The sequence below is a fragment of the Arthrobacter sp. MP_M4 genome (genome assembly GCF_035984855.1).
Classification (GTDB): Bacteria; Actinomycetota; Actinomycetes; order Actinomycetales; family Micrococcaceae; genus Arthrobacter.
In genome coordinates, this window is record NZ_JAXCHX010000002.1 from 213,775 (window position 1) to 238,669 (window position 24,895).

Here is a 24,895-nt window from a genome sequence, read left to right on the forward strand (position 1 = left end):
CGGCCCTTGCCCGGCGCCGCGGGCCGCGGGCACCGTGGACCATGGCCAACATTTACATTCCGTTCGGGACGGTCGAGGGCCAGACCGCCCGGATCGCCGAGTACATCGCCTACGTCGTCCGCGAGCACGGCCACGAGGCCCGGACGGCCGATCTGCAGACCTCCGGTGATGCGCTCCCGCAGGAGTGTGACGGCGTCATCGTCGGTGCCTCCGTCCACATGGGCAAGCACGAGGAGTTCGTGACCGACTTCGTCCGCGTGAACAAAGCGGCGCTGGAACGGCTGCCCTCGGCTTTGTTCTCGGTCAGCCTCGCCGCGCACGGGGACGGGGAAAACGCGGAAGGTTATGTGCAGAAGTTTGAGCAGGAGACCGGCTGGCGCCCGGCCCACGTCGGCCTGTTCGGCGGGGCGCTGCTCTACACCCAGTACGGCTTCCTCAAGCGGCACATGATGAAAAAGATCACCAAGGACAAGGGGTCCGCGGACCTGGACATCTCACGCGACTACGTCTACACGGAGTGGGACGGCGTCAAGCACTTCACGGAGGATTTCCTGGCGGGACTGCCCGCGCCGGCACACTAGGGCCGTTGGAAAAGCCCGGGGCCGGGCTCAGCCGCAGGCGTAGGGCGGAACCGTGTTCCAGGCGTTGTAGGGCGTGAACCAGTGTTCGAAGCCCCGTTTGTCGGCGTCGTCGTCAAGGATATCGAGGGCATCTGAATAGAGGGCCGCGCTGTCTGCGTCCGCGAGGAGGACGTCCTCGACCTGGGCCCGCCAGTCCTCCGGGAGGTCGAGGTCGTAGATGTCCTCGGTGATTTCCGCCTGATCGAGCAAACAGCGGACGGCGAGTTCGGCGGCGAGGCAGCCGGGGGCGGTCCACCCGCGGACCAGGCACGCCGTGAGGTCGGCGGCTACAACAATGAACCTTTGGGTGAATTTCGCGTCGTAGCTGGACGCAAACTGCGGCGGCAGTGAGGTCAGCACCGAGGTTCCGGCGATGTCCGGCCCGGTGACGGCGTCCAGGTTGCTGAGGGTGACCAGATCCCGGAAAAGCTGGTCAAGGAGGATGCCGGATGAGTTCCACAGCAGGCCGGCCAGAAGGCGGGTCCGGCGGACGGCTGGCTGCCGGTCTTCCGGCGGGACGGCGGCCATTTCGGCCAGATCCTCCGGATCGAACAGGAGCCGCTGCTCCGGTGTCATGTCGTCCGGGTGCGGGTCCAGGCCCAGCAGTTCAAGGCTCAGTCCCGTCAGTTTGACGGCGTCGGCCAGGAGTTCTTCGGTGATGTCGTCATCGTCGGCGCTCATGATCGAAGATGCTACCCTTCCTCCGCTCCTTGTGTGTCACCTCCGGAGCCCCGGGCACCCACGGGCCGGCTGCTAAACAGTCCCTGCGGCACTTCCGCTCCCGGCCACCGCAGCCTGGAAGTGTTTCTCGATAATTCCCCTCATCTCGCCATGGCAGCCCCCGCAGCCCGTCCCGGCGCGCGTGGCGGCCGAGACCTGGGCCACCGTCCCGCACCCGGCGGCGACCGCAGCTCCAATCGCGTGTCCGTTAATCCCGGCACACCGGCATACCGTCCGCCCGGGGTCTGAGGCAACAGCCGCCTGGTCCGGGCCGTCGAGGCGCAGCAGCAGGGACCGGTCCGCCGGGAGTTCGGCCCCGCGCTCGAACAGCTGCACCAGCTCCGCCGCGGTGCGCGGCATGCCCACCGCCACGAGGCCCTCGAGCACCCCGGCCCGGGTGGTCATCTTCACGTAGCGTCCGTGCTCGGGATCGGCCCACTGGGCGACCTGCAGCGCGGCCCGGCCGGCCACGGCACCGGCGGTCAACGCTTCCGCGTCCCACGGCTCGGCGGCATTGTCCCCGGCGACGGCCAGGTTCATGCCGCGGGCCTTGAGGATTATGACGCCCGGCAGCTCGGCGGGCAACGGAGGCAGCAGGTCGGCTTCCGGGGTCCCGGAGGCCAGCAGCGTCAGGTACCCGGCGAGCCACTCGGCCTGCCGCCAGCCCGGACCCACCAGCCCTGACGGTCCGCGTGCGGTCCTGCATTCGGAACAGTCCGGCGCAGTGCAGCGGACCTCGGCGCAATCGCCGACTGCAAAGATGTGCTGCTCGTGGTGTGCCCGGAGTCGGTGGTCCACCAGGATCCCGGCGCCGGTGGCGAGCCCGCAGCCCTCGGCGAGTTCGGTCCGCGGCCGGACGCCGCAGGAGAGTACCAGCAGGTCGCCGTCGATCGCGGACCCGTCATGGAGCAGCAGGGCAGAGAAGCCGCCGCCGGGCGCTTTGCGTTCGACGGCGGTGGAGCGGGCGTTGCCGGCCACCCGCACGCCGCAGGCCCGCAGCGAAGCGGCGAGCACCGCGCCGCCGCCGCGGTCGATGGTGCGGCCCAGCGGATGCGGGCCGGTGTGCACCACGGTCACCGTGGCGCCTTCCTCGGCCGCGGCGAGGGCCGTCTCCAACCCCAGTATGCCGCCGCCCAGCACCACCACATGTTTGCCACCGGCGACGGCCACCTGCAGCACTGAGGCATCGCGCAGGTCCCGGAGTGCAGTGACGCCGGCCGGCAGCACCGGCGCGGCCGGATCAGGGTTGAGTCCGGTGAGGTTGGGGATCACCGGGCGGGAGCCGGTGGCGAAGACCAGCCGGTCGTAGCCGGGGGAGGTGCCGTCGCTGAGGCTCAGCTGCTTCCGGGCGCGGTCCACGCGGCGGACCCGGACGCCGAGCCGGACATCCACCCCGTCGGCCATCAGCGTGGCGGCGTCTGAGAGTGCCAGGGCCGACGCCGTGGTCCGGCCCACCCCGAGATCCGCCACGAGGACGCGGTTGTAGGCCGGCTCGGCCTCCGCACCAATCACTGTCAGGTGCGCGAGTCCGCTGCGCACCGCCGGCAGCAGTTCGTCGACCAGCCGCCCGGCCACCGGACCGAAGCCCACCACAACAATGCGCTCGGTCATGACGCATGTCCCTTCTGCAGTTCATGGGCGCGGAGGCCGGCGGCACCGGGCCGGACCCAGACCTGGCTGTTTTTGAACTCCGGCATCCCGGAGACCGGATCCGTGGCCGCCTCCGTGAGACGGTTGGCGCTTTGCAGCTCCGGGAAGTGGAAGGGCAAAAACACCGTTTCGGGACGGATGTCCGGGCTTAACGTGGCGCGGCAGAAAATCTCCCCGCGCCGGTTGGAAATGGAGACGATGCTGCCCTCGGCGATGCCCTGCGCGGCAGCGGCCGCCGGATGGATCTGAAGCCGGGCCTCCGGCTGGGCCGCTGCCAGCGCGGCCACCCGCCGGGTCTGCGCACCGGACTGGTAGTGCTCCATCAGCCGCCCGGTGATCAGGGTCATCGGTTTGGCGCCGCGGTCCGCCGCGGCCGGGGCGGCAAGAGATGCCCGACGGCGGGGCGTCACTGGGGTGAACAGCGCCCGACCGTCCTGATGGGCAAACGCGTCGAGGAACAGCCGGGGGGTGCCGGTACTGCCGGTGGGGTAGGGCCAGTAGGCGGGCTCGCCGCGGTCCAGCATGGCGTAATCGATCCCGGAGTAGTCGGCCAGGCCGCCGGAGGACGCGAGCCGAAGCTCCTCAAACACCGTCTCCGGGTCCTCGCTGAACGTCGAAGGCGCCTCCAGGGCATCAGCCAGCCGGGCCAGAATCCACAATTCACTGCGCACCCCGGGCGGGGGAGCCAGGGCGCGCCGGCGGCGGAGGACCCGGCCTTCAAGGTTGGTCAGGGTGCCCTCCTCCTCGGCCCACTGGGTGACCGGCAGGATCAGGTCCGCCTCGGCGGCGGTTTCGGAAACGAAGAAGTCGCAGACCACCAAAAAGTCCAGGCTCCGCAGGCCGGCGATCACGGCGTTGGCGTCCGGCGCGGACACCGCCACGTTGGCGCCGTGCACGAGGAGGCACCGGACGCCGTCGGGCCGTCCCAAAGAGGCGAGAAGCTCGACGGCGGGCACGCCGGGACCCGGGATGGAGGCCTCGGGCACTCCCCAGACGGCCGCCATGTGGGCGCGGGCGGCGGGGTCGGTGATCTTGCGGTAACCGGGGAGCTGGTCCGCCTTCTGGCCGTGTTCGCGGCCGCCCTGGCCGTTGCCCTGGCCGGTCAGGGTGCCGTACCCGCTGCGCGCCGAACCGGGGAGGCCCAGCAGCAGTGCGAGGTTGATGGCGGCGGTGGCGGTGTCCGTGCCGTCCACGTGCTGTTCCACGCCGCGGCCGGTGAGGATGTAGCTGCCGCCCCGGCGTGCGCCGTCGGCGAGGCGGCGGGCGGTGTCGCGGATCAGTCCGGCGGGGACGCCGGTCAGGGACTGCGCGCGCTCGGGCCAGTAAGGGGCGACGCTGCGGACCAAGGCGGCGTAACCGGCGGTGCGGGCCGCGATGTAACCGGCGTCGGCAAGGCTCTCGTGGATCACGACGTGGGAGAGGCCCAGCAGCAGGGCGAGGTCGGTGCCGGGCAGGGGCTGCAGGTGCAGGCCGCCGCCGTCGGAGGTGAACGCCGCGGTGGCGGAGCGGCGGGGGTCGACCACCACCAGCCCGCCGGCGTCGCGCGCCCCCTGAAGGTGCTGGACAAAGGGCGGCATGGTCTCGGCGGCGTTCGAACCCAGCAGCAGGATGGTGCTGGCCGAATCAAGATCCGCCAGCGGGAACGGCAGGCCGCGGTCCAGGCCGAACGCGCGCATCCCGGCGGCGGCAGCGGAGGACATGCAAAACCGGCCGTTGTAGTCGATCCGCGAGGTGCCCAGGGCCAACCGGGCGAACTTCCCCAGCTGGTACGCCTTCTCGTTGGTGAGCCCGCCCCCGCCGAAGACTCCGACGGCGTCCGCGCCGTGGCGGGCGCGGGTCGCCTGCACTGCGGCGGTCACCAGCGCCAGGGCCTCGTCCCAGCCGATGGGACGGTGCACGCCGTCGGCTCCCTTGAGCAGCGGCTCGGTGACGCGGCCAGGGTGGTTCAGCAGCGCCGGCGATGTCCAGCCCTTGCGGCAGAGCCCGCCGCGGTTGGTGGGGAAGTCCCGGCGAGACACGGTCAGGGGACCGTCAGGAGCCGGTGCGTGCGTGGCCGCTGGGGAGGGCGTAAGCGTCATCGCGCACTGCAGCGCGCAGTACGGGCAGTGGGTGTCGGCGCCGTCGGTCATGTCAGATGTGTCCGTTGCGGCCGGCGTTGCGGATATAGCAGAACCAGCACACGGCCAGCATCAGGACGTAGGCCCCGACGAACCCGTAAAACGCGGAGGTGTAGGAGCCGCTGGCGGCGTTGGAGGCGTTGAGGACCTGCGGGATAACGAACCCGCCATAGGCGCCGATGGCCGAGATCAGGCCGAGGGCTGCGGAGGCGAGGCGTTGCGTCGCGGCCGTGCTGGCTCCCGCGCGGGCGGCCCGGCTGGCGGTAGCGAAGATGACGGGGATCATCCGGTACGTGGCGCCGTTTCCGAAGCCGCTGGCCGTGAACAGGAACAGGAACAGGACCAGAAAGAGCCAAAAGTTCTTCAGCGGCAGCGTCCACACCAGGGTGAGCGTGATGACGGCCATCGCCGCGAACGCTGCCACCGTCATCCGGGCACCGCCCCTGCGGTCCGCCCAGCGTCCGCCGTAGGGGCGGGCCAGCGAGCCGACCAGCGGGCCGAGGAACGCGAGGGACAGGGCCACGGTGCCGACGCCGATCGAGGAGAACGCCGGGAAGTAGTCCTTGATGAGTTTCGGGAACACGCCGGCGAAGCCGATGAACGAACCGAAGGTGCCGATGTACAGCAGCGCCATGATCCACAGGTGTGGTTCCTTGAGCGCGGCCAGCGAACCCGCGGCGTCGCCCCTGGCGCTGGTGAGGTTGTTCATATACTTCCAGGCGCCGAAGGCGGCGAGCAGGATGAACGGGACCCACATCCAGCCGGCCATGGGCAGGTTCACGGTGCCGGCGGCCAGCAGGGTGATGGCAATCGGGACGGCAAGCTGTGCGACGGCGGCGCCGAGGTTTCCGCCGGCGGCGTTCAATCCCAGCGCCCAGCCCTTCTCGCGGGCCGGGTAGAAGAAGGTGATGTTGGCCATCGAGCTGGCGAAGTTGCCGCCGCCGAAGCCGGCCAGCGCGGCCACGAACAGCATGGTGCCGAACGGGGTATCCGGGTTGGCGACGCACAGGGCCAGACCGGTCGAGGGGATCAGCAACAGCAGGGCCGAGACGATGGTCCAGTTGCGGCCGCCGAAGCGGGGGACCATAAAGGTGTACGGGATCCGGAGGGTGGCGCCGACCAGGCTGGGCATGGAGATCAGCCAGAAGATTTCCGAGGTGGTGAAGGTGAAGCCGGCCGCGGGCAGCTGGACCACCACGATCGACCAGAGCTGCCAGACGACGAAGCCGAGAAACTCGGCAAAGATGGACCAGTTCAGATTGCGGCGGGCAATGGAGCGTCCCTGGGCCTGCCACTGTTCCTTGTTCTCGGCATCCCAGTTGGCAATCCAGCGGCCGCCACGGAACTCCAGGGCGGAGCCGCCGACGGCAGTGCCGGCGTCGAGCGCCAATGAAGTGGCGGGTGCCATGCCGGGCGAAACGCCGGGCGGGGCAGCTACGGTGCGTTCAGCAGTCACAGGGACCTCCTTGGGAATGTTGTTCCTCAAAGCTAGGGAGGCCGCATTTCCGGGAGCCGCGCCGGACGTTAACGTGCTGTGACGTTTAGCTATCGGCGCGTTGGAACCACTGTTAGGGCAAGAGCGGGGCGTAGTGTGATGACCACCACGTGAGACGAATCCGGGTGTCCAAATAATGGAACATTTGTCCATCCAATGGACGTCGGAACTTATTATGTAATCATACGAATCCCTTTCCGGGCAGCCCCGAGCAACACCAGTCCGGTCTTCATGAAAGCGCTACTACATGTCATCCACTGCCACTTCCGCGGAGCATGGGTCCGCCAAACCGGTGAACTCGCGCGGCCGCGTCATCGTCGCCAGCCTCATCGGCACCACCGTTGAGTTCTACGACTTCTACGTGTACGCCACCGCCGCTGTGCTCGTCTTCCCGTCGTTGTTCTTTCCCAATCAGAACGAGACCACCCAGCTGCTGAGCTCGTTCGCCGTGTTCGGCGTCGCGTTCATCGCCCGGCCGCTGGGCTCCATCGTCTTCGGCCACTTCGGTGACAAGTTCGGCCGCAAGGGCACCCTGGTGGCCTCATTGCTGACCATGGGTATTGCCACGTTCCTGATCGGCTGCTTGCCGACGGCGAAGGTGGAAGGCTGGGAATTCTGGGCCCCGGCCCTCCTGGTTGTCCTGCGCTTCGCCCAGGGCCTCGCCCTCGGCGGCGAGTGGAGCGGTGCGGCCCTGCTGGCCACCGAAAACGCCCCTGCGAACAAGCGCGCCATCTACGGCACGTTCCCGCAGCTGGGCGCGCCGATCGGCTTCATCATCGCCAACGTGATCTTCCTGGTGTTCAGCTACACCCTGACGCCGCAGGCGTTCATGGACTGGGGCTGGCGTGTGCCGTTCCTGCTCAGCGCCATCATGGTCATTATCGGCCTCTACGTGCGGCTCAAGCTGATCGAGACCCCGGCCTTCACCAAGGTGCTGGAATCGAACGAGGTTGCCAAGCTGCCGCTGGCCCGGGTCTTCAAGACCAGCTGGCGCCAGCTGATCCTGGGCACGTTCATCATGCTCGCCACGTACGTGCTGTTCTACCTGATGACCACGTTCACCCTGACCTACGGCACCCGTGCTTCCAGCCTGGATGCGGCCAGGGCCGCGGCCGAGAAGGCCGGCAAACCGATGACCGAGGCCGCCGCTGCCGCGTTCGTCCCCGGCCTGGGCTACACCCGGAATGACTTCCTCTGGATGCTGATTGCCGGCGTCGTCTTCTTCGGCATCTTCACCCTGGTTTCCGGACCGCTGGCTGAGAAGTACGGCCGCCGCAAGATGCTGATCGCCGTGACCCTGGGCATCTTCGCCTTCGGTCTGCTCTTCGTTCCGCTGTTCAGTGCCGGCTTCGTGGGCACCATGGCGCTGCTGATCATCGGCTTCTCCCTGATGGGGCTGACCTTCGGGCCCATGGGGGCGCTGTTGCCGGAGCTGTTCCCCACGAACGTCCGATACACCGGCTCGGCCATCAGCTACAACTTCTCCAGCATCCTCGGTGCCGCGGTGGCCCCATTCATTGCCGTCTGGCTGTGGGAGATGGGGAAGGGCAGCCCCGTGCTGGTGGGAATCTACCTCGCGTCCATGGCCGTCCTGACGTTGATCGCACTGTTCGTCAGCAAGGAGACTCGGGACCTGGAGTACACCAACAACGTGGCCTGATGCATCAGCCCTGGCTGCGCTGACGCCCCCGCCCGGTTGCTTCCCGGAAGGCCCGGCGTGTTCACTGAACACGCCGGGCCTTTTTGGATCGGCACCCGAAGCCGGGAGGGCAACTGGGCACGATGGCGGGCGCCGGAGCGGCCACGGGCCCTGCCGGGCTCTGCCGGGCCCCGCGGGGAGCGCCGAGCCCGCACGCAGGCATCCCTAGTTTGCGTACTGTTCCACGAAGTTCCGCAGGATCTTCATCGGTTCCGGCGCGGAGAACCGCCGGGCGTCCGTGATCAACTCCTCGGCCGCTTCGGGCGGGAAGTACCCGGCATGCCGGTAGATGTCGATCCGGGTGGCCAAGCCGTCCGCATCGAGTTCGGGGTGGAACTGGGTGGCGTACAGGTTGGTTTTAATCCGGAACATATGCACCGGGCAGGCGGCGGAGCTGGCCAGAAGCACCGCGTGGGGAGGCAGGAGGGTGCAGGCTTCCTTGTGGCCGGTGAAGGCCGTGAAGCTCTCCGGCAGACCCCGCAGCAGGGGATCCACCAGACCTTCCGCACTCAGCTTGATGGTCACACCGCCCAGCCCCTCGCCGTAAGTGCGGTCAATCACGGCGCCCTGGTGCCGGCCAAGGGTACCCACGCCGTAACAGGCGCCGAGGAACGGGAAATCCAAAGGCACGATCCGGTCGAGCAGGGCCGCGAGCTCACGCTCCACCCGGTGCTGGACGTCGCTTTTTTGCCCGGCAGGATCACTGGAGGTGAACGGACTCCCGCCGACAATCACCCCCGAGTATCCGGAAAGATCCAACGGGGGTAACGGCGCGGCTTCCATCCTGACGCGCCTCAGCTGGGCCGGTTCAAGCCCGCCATAGCGGAGGTAGGCTTCGTATTCGTCCTCGGCGGCGGCGTCCTCGGCCCGGGAGGCGAGGAGCAGGAATGGTTTCACAGACCCAGTCTGCATGGGCAGGATGCAGTGACGCCAGAGGCGCGCCCGCACCCCGCCGTCGGGCAGTTACCCGGCAGCCGCATCCTCGATCAAGGCGATGATGGCGCCGGCGGAGACCGTCTCGCCCGCCGCGGCGGTCAGGCCGATGACGATTCCGGCGCGGTGCGCGGTAAGCGGCTGCTCCATCTTCATCGCCTCGAGCACCACCACGAGGTCGCCCTCGGCAACGAGGTCACCCTCCAGGACAGCCACCTTCACGATGGTGCCCTGCATGGGTGAAGTCAAGGCGTTGCCGCTGGCGGCCGCCGCAGCGCCACTGCCGCGGGAACGCTTCTTCGCCTTCGCCGGCTTGGCGGGCCCGGCACCACCGCCGGAACCCAGCGACGCCGGCAGGACCACCTCCAGGCGCTTCCCTCCGACCTCAACGACGACGCGCTGGCGTTCGCCGGCGTCGGGCGTTTCAGCGTCGGTGCCGGTGGGGGTCCAGGCGGGGATGTCATTGACGAACGCCGTCTCGATCCAGCGGGTGTGGACCTTGAACGGTCCCTCGTCAGGAGCGAAGTCGGGATTGGTGACGACGGCGAGGTCGAACGGGATGACGGTGGGGATGCCCTCCACCACCATTTCCTCGAGGGCGCGGCGGGCGCGCTGCAAGGCCTGCGGGCGGGTGGCTCCGGTGACGATGAGTTTGGAGAGCATCGAGTCGAAATTCCCGCTGATGATGTCACCCTGCTCCACGCCGGAGTCGATCCGCACGCCGGGCCCGGTGGGGTTCTTCAACAGGGTGATGGTTCCGGGGGCGGGCATGAAGTTTCGGCCCGGGTCTTCGCCGGTGATGCGGAACTCGATCGAGTGGCCCCGGACCTCGGGGTCGCCGTAGCCAAGTTCCTCGCCGCGGGCCAGCCGGAACTGCTCGCGGACCAGGTCGATTCCGGTGACCTCCTCGGAGACGCAGTGCTCCACCTGGAGGCGGGTGTTGACCTCAAGGAAGGAAATGGTGCCGTCCTGACCCACCAGGAACTCGCAGGTGCCGGCGCCGAGGTAACCGGCCTCCTTGAGGATGGCTTTGGAGGACTCATAGAGCCGGCGGTTCTGTTCCTCGGTGAGGAAGGGTGCCGGTGCTTCTTCGACGAGCTTCTGGTTGCGGCGCTGCAATGAGCAGTCGCGGGTGGAAACCACCACGACGTTGCCGTACGCATCGGCGAGGCACTGGGTCTCGACGTGGCGTGGGGCGTCCAGGAAGCGTTCGATGAAGCACTCGCCGCGGCCGAAGGCGGCGACGGCCTCGCGGACGGCCGATTCGAACAGTTCGGGGATTTCCTCCCGGGTCCGGGCTACCTTAATGCCGCGTCCGCCGCCGCCGAAGGCCGCTTTGATGGCGACCGGCAGGCCGAACTTGTCGACGAACTCGAGGATCTCCTCGGCAGACTCCACCGGGTCGGCGGTTCCGGGAACCTGCGGGGCACCGACCTTTTCGGCGATGTGCCGGGCCTGGACTTTGTCTCCCAGGGCGGAGATGGCGGCAGGGGAGGGCCCGATCCAGGTGATGCCGGCGTCGATCACCTTCGCGGCAAACTCAGCATTCTCAGCGAGGAAGCCGTAGCCGGGGTGGATGGCGTCGGCACCGGAGCGGTGGGCCACCTCGATCAGCTTGTCCATGACGAGATAGGACTCGGCTGCGGTGTTGCCGCCCAGTGCGTAGGCTTCGTCAGCGAGCTTGACGTGCAGGGCGTCCCGGTCCGGGTATGCGTAGACCGCAACCGAGGCGATGCCTTCATCGCGTGCGGCCCGGATGATGCGCACCGCGATCTCGCCGCGGTTGGCGATCAGCACCTTGCTCAGCCGGTGACTTGCTGCGGCAGGGCCCGCCGGGGCGGATCGCTGCACGGGATTTGCGGACTGCTCCGAATTTGCTGACAAGGCGTCTCCTTCTTTCCTTCAGGGAGCCTAGCGCGGTTTTGGAGGTTCCGCCGATATTACTTGCGGATTCCGCGGGTAGAGGCCCGTACCTTTGTAGGTTTGCTACAAAGGTACGGGAATTAGCTCACTCTGCCCGGAGCAATGCGGGATCCGCGGCGCCGGCGGTCCACAGCTCCGTGATGCCCACCTGGGCTTGCTGCAGCAGCCCGCGGAGGGTTGAAATGGAGAGCCCGACGACGGCGTGCGGGTCGCCGTCGACCTTGCGGATAAAGGCCCCGCCGTAGCCGTCGATCGTGAAGGAGCCGGCGCACTGCAGCGGCTCGCCGGTGGCGATGTACGCGTCGATTTCCTCGGGACTCAGGTCCATGAAGTGGACTTCGGCGGAGGTGACATGCCCGAGGGTTGCGCCGGTGCCGGCCGCCCCGGTCTCCTCGGATTCCTCGGCGTCGCGGCAGTCGACCAGCCAGTGGCCGGTGTGCAGCACACCTTTGCTGCCGCTCATCCGGAGCATGCGGGCTTTGGCGACGTCGGCTGTATACGGCTTGCCGTGCGCCTCGCCGTCGAACTCAAACACCGAATCGCAGCCGATCACCAGCGCGCCGTCGGCTTCGGGCAGGGAGGCAACGGCCTCGGCCTTGGCCCGGGCGAGCAGCAACGCGGTGTCGTGCGGGTCCGTGACGCCGTAGCGGGCCTGCACGGCGTCTTCGTCGACGTCCGAGACGAGGATTTCGTGCCGGATCCCGGCGTCGGTCAGCAGCTTGGTGCGGGCGGGGGACTGGGAGGCAAGAATGAGTCGGGTCACCGCTCCAGCCTAGTTCCTCGGGATCGTCGCCGCCGTGCCCTTTTTGTCAGGGGTCGAAGGGAGAGTCGGTTCATGGACGGGAACGAAGGACCGGACGACAAGCTCCGCAGTGTACTAGCGATGGGTGGCCGCGCGGTTGACCGGCTTCTGGTGGCCGTCAATAATGTCGTAGCCCTCCGGGACACTTGAGTCATGGACGGTACTCAGTCAGCGGCGGCAGCTCTGGCAGCCGTGGGGTGCAACTGCTCGTTCGGCTCCGGGAAGAGGCCGGCCGCCGAAGATGCAGGCATGGGCCTGTCCGGCGGCGTGCCTGAGCCGGATGGTGCGCGCCTGATTGCTGAAATCCGCAGCCTGGAAGATCGAAAGTCTGCTTTGGCTGCCCGACAGGCCCGTCTGTCCGTCGCCTTCGATCTGCTCCAGCGCCGTGAACAGGGTACCGGGATGCCTCCGGCCGGGATTGGTGCCGGTGTTGGCGCGCAGATCGCCCTGGCCCGGCGGGAATCCCCAGCCAAGGGCGGACGGCTCCTGGGCTTGGCGAAGGCGTTGGTCACCGAGATGCCCCACACCCTCTCGGCTCTGGAAGCCGGTCAGCTCAACGAATGGCGTGCCACCCTCTTAGTGCGGGAAACCGCCTGCCTCTCCGCAGAGGAACGGGCCGCCGTCGACGAAGAGCTCGCCGCCGACGCCGGCACCTTCGAGGGAGCCGGGGACCGGAAGATCATTGCCGCCGCCCGGACCGCCGCCTACCGCCGCGATCCACGCTCCGTCACCCAGCGAGCCAGCCACGCCGCGACCGAACGGCACGTCAGCCTCCGTCCGGCCCCGGACACAATGTGCTATCTCACCGCGCTACTCCCCGTGGCTCAAGGTGTGGCCTTGTACGCCGGCCTCACCCGGCATGCCGACACCCTCCGCGGGTCCGGTGATCCCCGGACCCGCGGGCAGCTTATGGCCGATGCGCTGGTTGAACGCACCACGGGAAGAACCGGCGGGATCAGCGGGGTCGAGATCCAGCTCGTCATGACTGACCGCAGCCTCTTCCAGGGCGACAGCGAACCCGCGCGGCTCCCCGGCTACGGCATCGTCCCCGCCGGCTGGGCCCGCGACATCATTGCCAAACCCGGATCAGACGCGGGAGGGGGTGTGGCGGGGGATAGTCCGGGCGGCATTGCCCAGGGCCAGGGCCAGGGCAAGGGCAAGGGCAAGGGCAAGGGCATGGCTGTCTGGCTGCGCCGGCTTTATACTGCCCCGGGCGCCGGCACCCTCACCGCGATGGACTCCCGCGCCCGGCTCTTTCCGCCCGGGCTCCGCCGCTTCCTCACCGCCCGCGACGACACCTGCCGCACACCCTACTGCGATGCCCCCATCCGCCACGTTGACCACATCATTCCCTGGCACTCTGACGGACCGACGACCCACGCTAACGGGGCCGGGCTCTGCGAAGCCTGCAACCACATCAAGGAAACCCCTGGTTGGTCCTCCCGGCCACGCCCCGGCCCCCGACACACCATCGACGTCACCACCCCCACAGGCCACGTCTACCAGTCCACCGCACCGCCACTACCGGGAACCGGTGCCCGTCGTGCCGGGCCGGAGCTGGCCGTAGCCAGGAGCCGAGCCGGCCCCGACACCGCCGCTGGAGAGCGAGAGGCCTTTCCCGCGCCCGACGGCAAAGCCACGTCGCGGCCTGATCAAGTAACCGGCAGCCTGAACACCAACCCGCAGCCTGAACACCAACCCGCAGCCTGAACACCAACCCGCAGCCTGAACACCAACCCGCAGCCTGAACACCAACGGTGCCGCCGTCGCCCCCACAACAAAGCCGCCCGCCGATCGACACGATCAGCGGGCGGCTGGGGTAGTTGGTCGGAGCCGGAAGAACTAGCGGGTGGCTGCCCCGGCGGTTTCCGGAAGAGTCTCGGGAGCGTCGGCGACGGGCTTGCGCAGCTTGGCGCCTTCGACGTCCACATCTGGCAGGATCTTGTCCAACCAGCGGGGAAGCCACCAGGCCTTCTCGCCGAGCAGGTACATGACGGCCGGGACGATCGTCATGCGGACCACGAAAGCGTCAATCAGCACACCGAAGGCCATCGCAAAGCCGAGCGGCCGGACCATGTTCAGGTGGGAAAAAATGAAGCCTGAGAACACACTGACCATGATGATCGCGGCCGCGGTGACCACGGCGGCGGCGTGGCTGAAGCCGGAGCGGACCGCGCGTTTGGCCGGTTCGCCGTGCATGTAGGACTCGCGCATGCCGGAGGCGATGAACACCTGGTAGTCCATGGCCAGGCCGAACAAAACACCGATCAGGATGATGGGCAGGAAGCTCAGGACAGCGCCCGGATTCTCGACGCCGAAGATGCCCCCAAGCCAGCCCCACTGGTAGACCGCGACGACGGCGCCGAACGCGGCGGCCAGCGAGAGCAGGAATCCGCCAGTGGCCAGCAGCGGCACCCAGATGGAGCGGAACACCAGCAGCAGCAGGATCAACGAGAGGCCCACCACGATGGCCAGGTACGGAGGCAGGGCGTCGCCGAGTTTGGTGGAGACATCGACGTTGCCTGCAGTCTGCCCGGTGAGCCCGATGCTGACGCCGGTGGAGTCCTTGATCTGGGCCTTTTCGGCGCGGAGCTCGGAGACAACCCGGACGGTGCTGGCGCTGGCCGGGCCCTCCTTCGGAATGACCTGGAAGACGGCAGTGCGGCGGTCCTCACTCAGCGCCAGGGGCACGGCGGCGCTGACATTGTCCGTGCCGCGCAGGATGTCCGCGACGTCGAACTGCTTGGCCTGGGCGTCGGTTTCGCTGAGGCCCTCGGGGAAGTCGCCCACCACGATGATCGGGCCGGTCATCCCCTCGCCGAAGCTGCGTTTGGTGACGTCATAGGCCTGGAAGGCCTGCGAGGCAACCGGCTCGGAGCTGGCATCCGGCAGGGCCAGCCGCAGCTGGCTCGCGGGAAGCGCCACCACCCCAAGGAGCACGACGCCGGCCAGCAACGCCAGCCATGGGTGGTTGGTGACGACGCCGCCCCAGCCGTGGCTGCTGCGGTATTCGTCCCGTGCGCGGTCCTCGGTTTCATGCCCGGCTGCGGCGTTGTGCTGTTCGGCCTTGGCCCAGGCCCGCTTGGAGATCAGTTTCCGGCCTACGAGGGACAGGATAGCCGGGGTGAGAGTCAGGGCGACGACGACGGCGACGGCCACAGTCGCCGCGGCCGACAAGCCCATGACTGCCAGGAACGGAAGCCCCGGGACCACCAGGGCTGCGAGGGCGATGATGACCGTGAGGCCGGCGAACAGCACGGCATTACCGGAGGTCCCGGTGGCCAGTGCCACTGATTCTTCCGCGTCCATCCCGGCGAGCAGCTGGCCGCGGTGCCGGTTGACGATAAACAGGGAGTAGTCGATTCCGACGGCAAGGCCGAGCATCAGCGCCAGCATGGGGGAGATGGAGCTCATGTCCATGGTGCCGCTGAGGGCAAAGGTGCCGCCGACGCCGACGGCGACACCCACGATGGCCATCAGCAGCGGAAGACCGGCGGCGATCAGAGTTCCGAGCATGATGATCAGAACCAGGGCCGCCACGGCGATGCCGATGATCTCGGCGGTCCCGAAGAGCTCGGAGATGTCCTCGCTTATTTCCTTGCTGGGCAGGGCGGTCACATTGGCGGCGGACACTTCTTTGACGATGTCCTGGACTTCCTCCCGGACCTCGGGCTTGAGGCCGTTGATGGAGGTCTTGAACTGGACCTGGGCGATCGCGGCCTTGCCGTCCTCAGAGACGAACCGCAGGCCCTTGGAGGCCTCAAGTTGCCGTGCACCGAGCGCCAGCTTCGCCTCGCCGGCGGCCAGTTCCTTGGTGCCGGCGTCGAGCTTCGCCTGACCGTCGGCCAGGGCCGCCTTTTGCTGGCCCAGCTGGGCCTCGACCGCGGCCGCCGGCATGCCGGCGGCCGTCATCTGCTGTTCGGCGGCGTCCAGCTTGGCCTTTCCTGCGGCGAGTTCGGCCGCTGACTGGTCCAGCTGTGCCTTGCCGGCTGCTGATTTGTCCTTGCCGGCGGCGAGGTCGGTTGCCGCCTGGTCCAGCTGCGCCTGGGTGGCGAACGGGTCAACAGTGCCTTGGACCTCGGGGAGGGTCTTGAGCTTGGTCAGTGCCGCCGTGACGGCGTCCTTCCCGGCCTGGCTGAACTGTGGATCGTTGGCTTCGAACACCACGGTCGCGGAGCCGCCGGATGAGGAAGGCAGCTCACTTTTGAGCTTGTCAGCCATCTGCTGGGTCTCGGTGCCGGGGATCTGAAAATTGTTGGACAGGGTGCCGTGGAACGCGGCTGCTGCGCCACCGACGGCCACCATCACGGCAAGCCAGACGGAAATGACAAGCCAGCGGTGCCGGTAGGAGAACTTGCCGAGGCGGTAGAGCAAAAGTGCCATGTCAGTGCCGATCTGGGAAAGGGTTGGCGGTGGAGTGGTGGGCCCCGGGTGTGCCGGGACCGTCGGGGCGGGCGAATCCGGAGCCCAGCAGGCCCATGGAATCGATCAGGAGCTGCCGGAGGGTGGAAAGGGACTTAGGGGTGAGGGAACCACCGCAACGCAGGAACCAGACGTCCATGGCTGCTTTGCCGCAGGAAATGACGGACCCGGCCAGGGCACGCAGGTACAACTCGTCGAGTTCGACGCCGTCACTCTGGTGCACGCGCTCCCGGGCCGCGGCGATGATCTGGGCGGTGCAGTGGTCCCAGGCCTCCAGCTCGGACCGGCTGAGCTGCGGATTGGCCTGGCCGAGGCTGTAGAGCTCCGCCAGCGGAGCCACCGTCATCGGGTCCGCGAGTTCCACCAGGGTGGCCCGGGCCGACTCCAGGAAGGGCTCGCCGGCCGGGCGCAGCCGGAACTGCTGAAGCAGGTTGTCCAGGAAACCGAAGGTGACGGCGGCAATGGCGGCTTCGGTGCTGCCGAAATAGTTAAAGAAGGTCCGGCGGGAGATTCCGGCGGCATCAGCAATATCCTCGACCGTGAAGTTCCCGGGGCCGTTGGACCGGAGCAGCGCCAATGCGGCGTCGATGATTGCCTGGCGCGTGGCGGCTTTATTCAGTTCGCGGCGCGACGGGACCGGCGCCGGCCCGGAAGCCGTCGCCGAAGACGCTGTTAAACGGAGGGATGCAGAAGCGGGCACGCAATTACACTACGTGCATGTTTGCACTCAGGGCAACTTTTGGCCGGGCCCGGTCTTGGCCAGGTACGCGGATTGGCCGGTGGCGCCTGGTTCGCCCAGGGGGATGGGGATGGCGAAGACGGCCGTGCCGTAGGCGCAGACCTCGGTCCAGGTCGTTCCCAGCTGCGAGTTATCAAAGCGCATGGCGACTATGGCATTGGCTCCGCGCTGCTCTGCCTCGGCCACCATCCGGGCCATGACCTGCTGCCGGCTTTCGGTGAGCATGCGTGTCATTTCGGGCAGTTCCCCGCCGCCGATGGACCGGAATCCGGCCATTACCTGGTTGCCGATGTCGCGGGCACGGACCGTCAGCCCCATGACCTCGCCAAAAACGGCGTCGATCCGGTGTCCGGGAATGTCATTGGAGGTCACGATCAGCATGCCCTGAGCCTAGCGGTCCGAAAGCCCGCCCGCCGCCACCGGCCTTCACAGCAAGATGAAAGGTTCCGAACAGCTCCTGCTGAAGCGCCCGGCGGAGACTTGAACCACGTCTTGAAAGAGACAACCACTACTCGCAGCTCCACCATGCTGCAGACCAGGAGAGCGCACATGTCACGCACTAAGAGAATGACCCTCGCCATTTCGGCCGGGGCCCTGGCCCTGGGCGCTGGACTCGGCGTCACCGGGATGGCCTCAGCAGCCACGACTCCGGCCCCCACCCCCAGCTCCAGTGCCGCGGCGGACACGGCGCCCGGAACCGGCGACAGCCAGGGAATGCGCGGCGGCCACGGTCCCCGCGGCGGAGACCGCGCTGGAGAGCGCGGTGCCCAGGCGGCCGAACTTGCCGCCAAGCTCGGCGTCGATGAGGCGAAAGTGACGGAGGCCTTCCAGGCCTTCCGCCAAGCCAACAAGCCGGCCACCCCGCCGGCCGAAGGCAGCAGGCCTGACCGCTCCGCCATGCAGGCGGAGTTGGCCAAGTCCCTCGCCGCGTCGCTGGGAATCGACGAAGCCAAGGTCACGGCAGCCCTTGAGGAGCTCCGCACGGCCGAGCAGGCTGAGCACTCCGCAGCACTGAAGACCAGGCTGGACAAGGCTGTCACTGACGGCACGCTGACCCAGGCGGAGGCCGACGCGGTGGCCAAAGCGGTCGAAAAGGGCGTCATCGGCGGTGGCGGACACTAGGTCCGTCACGCACTAGGCCACCAAAACAGTAGTCCCCGGAAAAAGCTCCGGGGACTACTGTTCGGACCGGTGCGCGAGGCACCTGCGCCGGCTAAGCAGTGTGGCCTTTAGACCCTGGAGCCCGCCAGCCTGCCGCCTTCGAAGGCGTCCGATCCGGCGCCGCGGTCATCGACGGCGGCAGAGGGATCCCCGCCGCCGTCCACAACATCGTCACTGAACGGGTCACCGGTGCGGGGTGCGTTGTACAGGGATTCATCCAAAATGCCCTGGCGCTTGGCCACGATCGTCGGCACCAGGGCCTGGCCGGCCACGTTGACCGCGGTGCGGCCCATGTCCAGAATCGGGTCGATGGCGAGCAGGAGCCCGACGCCGGCCAGCGGCAGTCCCAGTGTGGAGAGGGTGAGGGTCAGCATCACGACGGCGCCTGTGGTGCCGGCAGTCGCGGCGGAGCCCAGCACGGACACCAGGGCGATGAGGAGGTACTGCGTGAAGTCCAGTTGGATGCCGAAGAACTGGGCCACGAAGATCGCCGAGATGGCCGGGTAGATCGCAGCGCAGCCATCCATCTTGGTCGTGGCGCCCAGCGGCACGGCGAAGGAGGCGTAGGCGCGGGGGACACCCAGACTGCGTTCGGTGACGCGCTGGGTCAGCGGCAGGGTGCCCACCGACGAGCGGGAGACGAAGGCGAGCTGCACGGCGGGCCAGACGCCGGTGTAGTACTGCTTGACGGACAGGCCGTGGGTGCGGATCAGGACCGGGTAAACGACGAACAGCACGAGTGCGAGGCCGGCGTAGATGGCCACGGTGAACTTGCCCAGGGAACCGATGGTGTCCCAGCCGTAGATCGCCACGGCGTTGCCAATCAAGCCGACGGTACCGAGCGGGGCGATCCGGATGATCCACCAAAGCACCTTCTGGATCACGGCGAGGGCGGAGGCGTTCAGGTTCAGGAACGGCTCGGCCGCCTTGCCCACCTTCAATGCCGCAATGCCGACGGCGATCGCGATCACCAGGATCTGCAGGACGTTGAAGCTCACCGCGGTGGTGGCGACGCCGTCGGTGACGGTGGTGCTGGCGCCCAGACCCAGGAAGTTCTTCGGAAAGAGTCCGGTCAGGAAGGCCCACCAGTCACCGGACTTGCCGGCGTACTTGGCTTCCTGGGTGATGCCGGTGTTGGCGCCCGGCTGCAGCAGCACACCGAGGCCCATGCCGATCAGAACCGCGATCAGCGAGGTGATGGCGAACCAGAGCAGCGTGTTCCAGGCCAGCCGGGCGGCGTTGGACACGGCCCGCAGGTTGGAGATGGAGCTGACGACGGCGGTGAAGATGAGGGGCACGACGGCGGTCTGCAGCAGCGAGACGTAGCTCGAGCCGATGGTCTGCAGGGTGGCGCCGAGGGCGTTGGGCTCTGCCTTCGTGCTGCCGGTGTATTTCGCGAGCAGGCCAAGGCCCAGGCCCACGATCAGGGCGGCGATGATCTGGAAACCGAAAGAGCCGGCCCACTTGGGCAGCTGGAGGCCGGTCTTTCCGGCGGGTGCGGGGGTGGTTGTTTGAGTGCTCACCCGACAACGCTAGGGCGCATGCCATTATCACGGCGAACGAATGTTGAGAAATGTTACGCATCCACATTTTGCCCACACCCGCCAACTTCCAGCAACCACGCCGAAGACCTGCCCGTTTGTGAAGTTATTCCAGCTCCCGGTGTGGCGATTGTCTCCCTCCGTGCCCGTCTAACCCAACAGCGCCCGCTTCAGGGTGTCCAGGCCCACGGAGCCCATAGTGAGCGCCTTCGTGTGGAAGGCCTTGAGTTCGAACCCGGGACGGGATTCGAGTTCGGCGCGGATCTGTTCCCAGAGCCGCTGGCCCACCTTGTACGAGGGTGCCTGGCCCGGCCAGCCCAGGTACCGGGTGAATTCAAACTTCAGCTGGCCCTCGCTGATCGCCAGGTGCTGGGTGAGGAAGTCGTACCCCTTGTCCGGAGTCCAGGTGCCCGACCCCCAACGTTCGGGCACCTCCAACTCCAGATGCACGCCGATGTCGAACACCACGCGGGCGGCCCGCATCCGCTGCATGTCCAGCATGCCCATGTGGTCCCCCGGGTCCCGGAGGTAGCCCAGTTCCTGCATGAGCTTCTCGGCGTAGAGCGCCCAGCCTTCGCCGTGCCCGGAGGTCCAGCAGACGTTCCGGCGCCATTTGTTCAGCACCTCGCGGTGGTAGGTGGTGGTGGCGATCTGCAGGTGGTGGCCTGGAACGCCCTCGTGGAAGACGGTGGTGGTCTCGGCCCAGGTGGTGAAGGTGTCCTCGCCCGGCGGTACGGACCACCACATGCGGCCCGGCCGGCTGAAGTCATCCGAGGGGCCGGTGTAATAGATGCCGCCCTCGTCGGTCGGGGCAATTTTGCACTCCAGCGTCTTCATGATGTCCGGGATGTCGAAGTGCACGCCCGCAAGGCCGGCCACGGCCCTGTCCGAGAGCTTCTGCATCCAGGCGCGGAGGGCGTCCGTGCCTTTCAACTGCCGGGCGGGGTCGTTGTTCAGGATTTCCTTGGCTTCCTCGATTGTGGCGCCGGGGCGGATCAGCCCGGCCACCCGCTCCTGCTCGGCGACCAGGCGGTCCAGCTCCTGCACACCCCAGGCGTACGTTTCCTCCAGGTCCACCGCGGCGCCCAGAAAGGAGCGGGAGGCCAACGCGTAGCGTTCCCGGCCCACGGCGTCCTTCTCCGGTGCGACGGGGAGCAGTTCGGATTCCAGGAAACCGGCCAGCCGGGAGTAGGCCACGCGTGCGGCGGCAGCACCGGCGTCGAGCCTGGACTGCACGTCGCCGGGCAGCGGACCGTCCGCGGTTGTCGCGTCGGCGGCGAGCTTTGCGAAGAATCCGTCGTCCGCGGCGTACTTGGTGGTCTGTTCGACGACGATCGCGACCTGGCGCGCGGCGGCAACCTTGCCGGCATCCTTAGCGGCACGCAGCGACACGATGTACCCGTCCAGGGCGGCGGGGACGTTATGCGCCCGGCCGGCGATGTGGTCCCACTGCGCGGCGGTGTCCGTGGGCATGAGGTCGAAGATCGCGCGGATGTCCTGTGCCGGGGAGGCGATGTTGTTCAGGTCGGCGAGATCCCAGCCGGAGTGGTGGATTTCCAGCTCCAGGCCCAGGCGCTCGCGCATGGCATCCAGGGTGACGGCGTCGACGTCGTCCGCCGGTTCCAGCCCGTCGAGCGCGGCGAGGGTTTCCCGGGCAGCCGCCGCGAATTCCTCGACCCCGGCGGGGGAGAAATCCTGGTATTCCCTCTCATGCCCGGGAAGGCCGAGTTCGGTGGCGAAGCCGGGGTTGAGCCGGATCAGGGTGTCCGTATAGTCATCGGCGATGGCGTCGATGGCTGTGTGCGGGCGCGCGGGTCCGGTGGCGGCTGTGGCGTCAGTGGGTTCAGTAGTCACCCGGGAAACACTAGCCGGGCGGGGCCTCTTATGAAAGGGTTGCTGCACTTTTTCGGCGGCCCGTCCGCGGCACCGTCACGGCAGAGCGGTCAGCCGCGGCTGCGCTTCCAGGAGCCGGGACCGGGCCTCGGAGCCAGCTGCAGTTGCTGCCGGCGGATCCAGTGCCGGGTGCTTGGCTTGTCCGGTGCAGCCGGGCCGCCGCTGGCCAGGGACAGCACGACGGCGGTCAGTGCCGCGAGCTCCTCCGGCGTCGGCTCGCCCCTGACCACGGCGAACAGCGGCTGCCCGTCCGCCGTCGCCCCGGTCTCAACCGTGGGTAGGGTGGATGGGCCCACGCCGGCGAGGGACCCGGCCTGAGGTGGCGAAGGCTGGGAGCCGGTGGGGACTGGCGAAGGCCGGGAGCCGGTGGGGATCACAGCGGAATGTTCCCGTGCTTCTTGGCAGGCAGGCTGGCCCGCTTGTCCCGCAGTGCGCGCAGCCCCTTGATGATCTGCAGCCGGGTCTCGGACGGGGCGATGACTGCGTCCACGTAGCCAAGCTGCGCGGCCTGGTAGGGGTTGAGCAGCTCTTCCTCGTACTGCCGGATGACCTCGGCGCGCTTGGCCTCGACGTCGCCGCCGTCCGCCGCGACGGCGGCAAGCTCGCGGCGGTAGAGGATGTTGACCGCGCCCTGGGCGCCCATGACGCCGATTTGCGCGGTCGGCCAGGCCAGGTTGAGGTCGGCGCCGAGTTTCTTGGAGCCCATCACGATGTACGCTCCGCCGTACGCCTTGCGGGTGATGACGGTCAGCTTCGGCACGGTGGCCTCGGCGTACGCGTACAGCAGTTTCGCGCCGCGGCGGATGATGCCCTGGAACTCCTGGTCCTTGCCCGGCAGGAAGCCCGGGACGTCCACAAGCGTGATGATGGGAACGTTGAAGGCGTCGCAGTTTCGGACAAAGCGTGCGGCCTTCTCGGAGGCGGCGATGTCCAGCGTCCCGGCGAACTGCATCGGCTGGTTGGCCACGATGCCCACGGTGTGGCCCTCCACCCGGCCATAGCCAATCATGACGTTGGGCGCATAAAGGGACTGCATCTCCAGGAAGTGCCCGTCGTCGACAATCTGCTCGACGACCTTGCGCATGTCGTACGGCTGGTTGGCCGAATCCGGAATCAGTGCGTCCAGGGCGAGGTCGTCGTCGTCGAGTTCCAGTCCCTGGGTGTGCTCCAGCACGGGGGCCTCGGCGAGGTTGTTGGAGGGCAGGAAGTCCAGGAGCTCGCGGACGAACTCGACGGCGTCGGTCTCGTCGGAGGCGAGGTAGGTGGAGGTTCCGGTGTTGGCGTTGTGCTGCCGGGCGCCGCCGAGTGTCTCCATGTCCACGTCTTCACCCGTGACGGTCTTGATGACGTCCGGGCCGGTGATGAACATGTGCGAGGTCTTGTCTACCATGACCACGTAGTCGGTCAGGGCGGGGGAGTAGGCCGCGCCGCCGGCGGAGGGGCCCATGATGAGGGAGATCTGCGGGACGACGCCGGAGGCGTGGACGTTGTTGCGGAAGATGTCCGCGAACATCGCCAGGGACGCGACGCCTTCCTGGATGCGGGCGCCGCCGCCGTCGAGGATGCCCACGACCGGGCAGCCGTTGCGCAGGGCGAACTCCTGGACCTTGACGATCTTCTCGCCGTTGACCTGGCTCAGCGACCCGCCGTACACGGAGAAGTCCTGGCTGTACACGGCCACGGGCCGGCCGTCCACCGTGCCGTAGCCGGAGACCAGGCCGTCGCCCAGCGGCTTCTTCTTCTCCATGCCGAAGGCGGAGGAGCGGTGCACGGCGAGGGCGTCGAACTCGACGAACGAACCGGCGTCCAGCAGCAGGTCGATGCGCTCGCGGGCGGTGTTCTTGCCGCGGGCATGCTGCTTCTCGATCGCTTCCGGGCCGGAGGGCTGCTCAGCACGGGCCTGGCGGTCGCGGAAATCGGCAATCTTTCCCGCGGTCGTGGTCAGATCGTGGCTCATCAATGTCTCCGGCTCTGTAGTTCATTACGGCTGTGTGCGGTGTCGCTGGCCTGTGCGGTGGCGCTTAAGTGGATTCCACACAAAAACATGGCCGTGCTGGCAAGTCTAGTGACGGTATTCGCCCGCACCGCTGTAGAAATCCTACAATTTTCGCCCCGACTCTCCCGGGCAGCCCACCCCGGAACGGCCCTGGACCGCGGCGTGTCGATGTTACTCGCCGGTAACATGCGTCGGCTAGAGTGTCCTCATGACTTTGAGCAATGATGCTTCCGGCACCGCCCCGCACTCCCCGCAGGCAGGGCCGTACCGGTCCGCCGGCACCCTCTCCGGCCGCACCATCCTTATGTCCGGGGGAAGCCGCGGCATTGGCCTCGCCATCGCCGTCCGCGCCGCGCGCGACGGCGCCAACATTGTCCTGATGGCCAAGACCGGCCAGCCGCACGCCAAGCTCGAAGGCACCGTCTACTCGGCCGCCGAACAGATCGAGGCTGCCGGCGGGCAGGCGCTGCCGCTGGTGGGCGATGTCCGCAACGACGCCGACGTCGCCGGCGCCGTGGATGCCGCCGTCGAACGGTTCGGCGGCATTGACATCATTATCAACAATGCCTCCGCCATCGATTTGTCCAAGACCGATGCTGTGGACATGAAGCGTTACGACCTGATGCAGGACATCAACGTCCGCGGCACCTTCATGCTCTCCAAGCTGGCCCTGCCCGCACTCCGCGCCTCCGAGGCCGGCCAGATCCTCACGCTGTCCCCGCCGCTGAACCTGGACCCCAAGTGGGCCGGGATGCACCTGGCCTACACCATGGCGAAATACGGCATGAGCCTGACCACCCTGGGCCTCGCCGAGGAGCTTAAGATTGACGGCATCAACGTAAACTCCCTGTGGCCGTGCACCCTGATCAACACGGCAGCCATCCGCAACATGCCCGGCGGCGACAAGATTGTCCAGGGCGCCCGCGGCCCCGGGATCATGGCCGACGCGGCGCACGCCGTCCTCACCAGCAGCAACGCGATCCCGGAATCCGGCAGCTGGAGCGGCAACTTCTACACCGACGAACAGGTGCTTGCCGCGGCCGGGGTCACGGACTTCACCGCGTACAGCCTGGGCGCTCCGGAAGACCGGCTGATCCCTGACATCTTCCTCTGAGTTCCCTGCGGCCTTCTTTGGCCCGGCCGGCAGCCGGGACCGCCGAAACTCCCGCTATTGCCGGTTCGGC

General features: G+C 67.8%; 19 protein-coding genes. 5 read left to right on the plus strand and 14 right to left on the minus strand.

Features of this window, described 5'->3' with window-relative positions; genetic code table 11:
• Positions 1 to 41 precede the first annotated feature (41 nt).
• Positions 42 to 581 (plus strand): flavodoxin domain-containing protein, encoded by a 540-nt coding sequence (locus tag RCH15_RS03410; RefSeq protein WP_326958047.1) that lies wholly within the window; start codon positions 42 to 44, stop codon positions 579 to 581.
• Between the two features lie 27 nt (positions 582 to 608).
• Here RCH15_RS03410 and RCH15_RS03415 read toward each other — a convergent pair whose 3' ends face one another.
• From RCH15_RS03415 to RCH15_RS03430, 4 genes are all read right to left on the minus strand, one after another.
• On the minus strand, positions 609 to 1,301 hold the full coding sequence (locus RCH15_RS03415) for a hypothetical protein (protein ID WP_326958049.1): 693 nt from the start codon (positions 1,299 to 1,301) through the stop codon (positions 609 to 611).
• A gap of 72 nt (positions 1,302 to 1,373) precedes the next feature.
• Positions 1,374 to 2,951, minus strand: coding sequence for an FAD-dependent oxidoreductase (locus RCH15_RS03420; RefSeq protein ID WP_326958051.1), 1,578 nt, complete (start codon positions 2,949 to 2,951; stop codon positions 1,374 to 1,376).
• The gene (locus tag RCH15_RS03425) at positions 2,948 to 5,119 is read right to left on the minus strand and encodes a molybdopterin oxidoreductase family protein (protein WP_326958053.1); all 2,172 of its coding nucleotides are present in this window, start codon (positions 5,117 to 5,119) and stop codon (positions 2,948 to 2,950) included. Before RCH15_RS03425 ends, RCH15_RS03420 begins: the two co-directional genes overlap by 4 nt.
• 1 nt (position 5,120) lies before the next feature.
• Positions 5,121 to 6,515, minus strand: a complete 1,395-nt coding sequence (locus tag RCH15_RS03430; RefSeq protein ID WP_326958478.1) for an MFS transporter — start codon at positions 6,513 to 6,515, stop codon at positions 5,121 to 5,123.
• 334 nt (positions 6,516 to 6,849) lie between these two features.
• Here RCH15_RS03430 and RCH15_RS03435 point away from each other — a divergent pair, with 334 nt between their 5' ends.
• Positions 6,850 to 8,262 (plus strand): MFS transporter, encoded by a 1,413-nt coding sequence (locus tag RCH15_RS03435; RefSeq protein WP_326958055.1) that lies wholly within the window; start codon positions 6,850 to 6,852, stop codon positions 8,260 to 8,262.
• Between the two features lie 204 nt (positions 8,263 to 8,466).
• On the opposite strand, the gene RCH15_RS03440 is transcribed toward RCH15_RS03435, so the two are convergent.
• The 3 genes from RCH15_RS03440 to RCH15_RS03450 form a co-directional block, all read right to left on the minus strand.
• Positions 8,467 to 9,198, minus strand: a complete 732-nt coding sequence (locus RCH15_RS03440) for a glutamine amidotransferase (RefSeq protein ID WP_326958057.1) — start codon at positions 9,196 to 9,198, stop codon at positions 8,467 to 8,469.
• A gap of 66 nt (positions 9,199 to 9,264) precedes the next feature.
• Positions 9,265 to 11,085: an acetyl/propionyl/methylcrotonyl-CoA carboxylase subunit alpha gene (locus RCH15_RS03445; protein WP_326958480.1), complete on the minus strand. Its 1,821-nt coding sequence runs from the start codon at positions 11,083 to 11,085 to the stop codon at positions 9,265 to 9,267.
• 157 nt (positions 11,086 to 11,242) lie between these two features.
• Positions 11,243 to 11,920: a Maf family protein gene (locus RCH15_RS03450; protein WP_326958059.1), complete on the minus strand. Its 678-nt coding sequence runs from the start codon at positions 11,918 to 11,920 to the stop codon at positions 11,243 to 11,245.
• A gap of 288 nt (positions 11,921 to 12,208) precedes the next feature.
• Between RCH15_RS03450 and RCH15_RS03455 the strand changes: the two genes are divergently transcribed.
• Positions 12,209 to 13,669 carry an HNH endonuclease gene (locus tag RCH15_RS03455; RefSeq protein ID WP_326958482.1) on the plus strand — a complete coding sequence of 487 codons (1,461 nt, stop codon included), beginning with the start codon at positions 12,209 to 12,211 and terminating at the stop codon, positions 13,667 to 13,669.
• 132 nt (positions 13,670 to 13,801) lie between these two features.
• On the opposite strand, the gene RCH15_RS03460 is transcribed toward RCH15_RS03455, so the two are convergent.
• Genes RCH15_RS03460 through RCH15_RS03470 form a run of 3 tightly spaced genes read right to left on the minus strand, consistent with a single transcriptional unit; the run spans position 13,802 to position 17,501 of the window.
• The gene (locus RCH15_RS03460; protein ID WP_326958061.1) at positions 13,802 to 16,342 is read right to left on the minus strand and encodes an MMPL family transporter; all 2,541 of its coding nucleotides are present in this window, start codon (positions 16,340 to 16,342) and stop codon (positions 13,802 to 13,804) included.
• Position 16,343: 1 nt separating this feature from the next.
• The gene (locus tag RCH15_RS03465; protein ID WP_326958063.1) at positions 16,344 to 17,081 is read right to left on the minus strand and encodes a TetR/AcrR family transcriptional regulator; all 738 of its coding nucleotides are present in this window, start codon (positions 17,079 to 17,081) and stop codon (positions 16,344 to 16,346) included.
• A gap of 27 nt (positions 17,082 to 17,108) precedes the next feature.
• On the minus strand, positions 17,109 to 17,501 hold the full coding sequence (locus RCH15_RS03470; RefSeq protein WP_326958066.1) for a YbjQ family protein: 393 nt from the start codon (positions 17,499 to 17,501) through the stop codon (positions 17,109 to 17,111).
• Between the two features lie 168 nt (positions 17,502 to 17,669).
• Between RCH15_RS03470 and RCH15_RS03475 the strand changes: the two genes are divergently transcribed.
• On the plus strand, positions 17,670 to 18,242 hold the full coding sequence (locus tag RCH15_RS03475) for a hypothetical protein (RefSeq protein ID WP_326958068.1): 573 nt from the start codon (positions 17,670 to 17,672) through the stop codon (positions 18,240 to 18,242).
• A gap of 107 nt (positions 18,243 to 18,349) precedes the next feature.
• Here RCH15_RS03475 and RCH15_RS03480 read toward each other — a convergent pair whose 3' ends face one another.
• The 4 genes from RCH15_RS03480 to RCH15_RS03495 form a co-directional block, all read right to left on the minus strand.
• A complete protein-coding gene (locus tag RCH15_RS03480) occupies positions 18,350 to 19,804 on the minus strand; it encodes a dicarboxylate/amino acid:cation symporter (protein ID WP_326958070.1) in 1,455 nt (484 codons plus the stop codon).
• Positions 19,805 to 19,972: 168 nt separating this feature from the next.
• Positions 19,973 to 21,676, minus strand: coding sequence for a DUF885 domain-containing protein (locus tag RCH15_RS03485; RefSeq protein ID WP_326958072.1), 1,704 nt, complete (start codon positions 21,674 to 21,676; stop codon positions 19,973 to 19,975).
• 89 nt (positions 21,677 to 21,765) lie between these two features.
• Positions 21,766 to 22,092: an acyl-CoA carboxylase subunit epsilon gene (locus tag RCH15_RS03490; RefSeq protein ID WP_409017539.1), complete on the minus strand. Its 327-nt coding sequence runs from the start codon at positions 22,090 to 22,092 to the stop codon at positions 21,766 to 21,768.
• A complete protein-coding gene (locus tag RCH15_RS03495; protein ID WP_326958074.1) occupies positions 22,089 to 23,672 on the minus strand; it encodes an acyl-CoA carboxylase subunit beta in 1,584 nt (527 codons plus the stop codon). Before RCH15_RS03495 ends, RCH15_RS03490 begins: the two co-directional genes overlap by 4 nt.
• A 247-nt stretch (positions 23,673 to 23,919) precedes the next feature.
• Between RCH15_RS03495 and RCH15_RS03500 the strand changes: the two genes are divergently transcribed.
• Positions 23,920 to 24,825, plus strand: coding sequence for an SDR family oxidoreductase (locus RCH15_RS03500; protein WP_326958075.1), 906 nt, complete (start codon positions 23,920 to 23,922; stop codon positions 24,823 to 24,825).
• The last annotated feature ends 70 nt before the right edge of the window (positions 24,826 to 24,895 follow it).

Coding starts and splice junctions, on each gene's coding strand:
- RCH15_RS03410 (WP_326958047.1), top strand. CDS start 42: ATGGCCAACATTTACATTCCGTTCGGGACGGTCGAGGGCCAGACCGCC.
- RCH15_RS03415 (WP_326958049.1), bottom strand. CDS start 1,301: ATGAGCGCCGACGATGACGACATCACCGAAGAACTCCTGGCCGACGCC.
- RCH15_RS03420 (WP_326958051.1), bottom strand. CDS start 2,951: ATGACCGAGCGCATTGTTGTGGTGGGCTTCGGTCCGGTGGCCGGGCGG.
- RCH15_RS03425 (WP_326958053.1), bottom strand. CDS start 5,119: ATGACCGACGGCGCCGACACCCACTGCCCGTACTGCGCGCTGCAGTGC.
- RCH15_RS03430 (WP_326958478.1), bottom strand. CDS start 6,515: ATGGCACCCGCCACTTCATTGGCGCTCGACGCCGGCACTGCCGTCGGC.
- RCH15_RS03435 (WP_326958055.1), top strand. CDS start 6,850: ATGTCATCCACTGCCACTTCCGCGGAGCATGGGTCCGCCAAACCGGTG.
- RCH15_RS03455 (WP_326958482.1), top strand. CDS start 12,209: ATGGGCCTGTCCGGCGGCGTGCCTGAGCCGGATGGTGCGCGCCTGATT.
- RCH15_RS03460 (WP_326958061.1), bottom strand. CDS start 16,342: ATGGCACTTTTGCTCTACCGCCTCGGCAAGTTCTCCTACCGGCACCGC.
- RCH15_RS03470 (WP_326958066.1), bottom strand. CDS start 17,501: ATGCTGATCGTGACCTCCAATGACATTCCCGGACACCGGATCGACGCC.
- RCH15_RS03475 (WP_326958068.1), top strand. CDS start 17,670: ATGTCACGCACTAAGAGAATGACCCTCGCCATTTCGGCCGGGGCCCTG.
- RCH15_RS03495 (WP_326958074.1), bottom strand. CDS start 23,672: ATGAGCCACGATCTGACCACGACCGCGGGAAAGATTGCCGATTTCCGC.
- RCH15_RS03500 (WP_326958075.1), top strand. CDS start 23,920: ATGACTTTGAGCAATGATGCTTCCGGCACCGCCCCGCACTCCCCGCAG.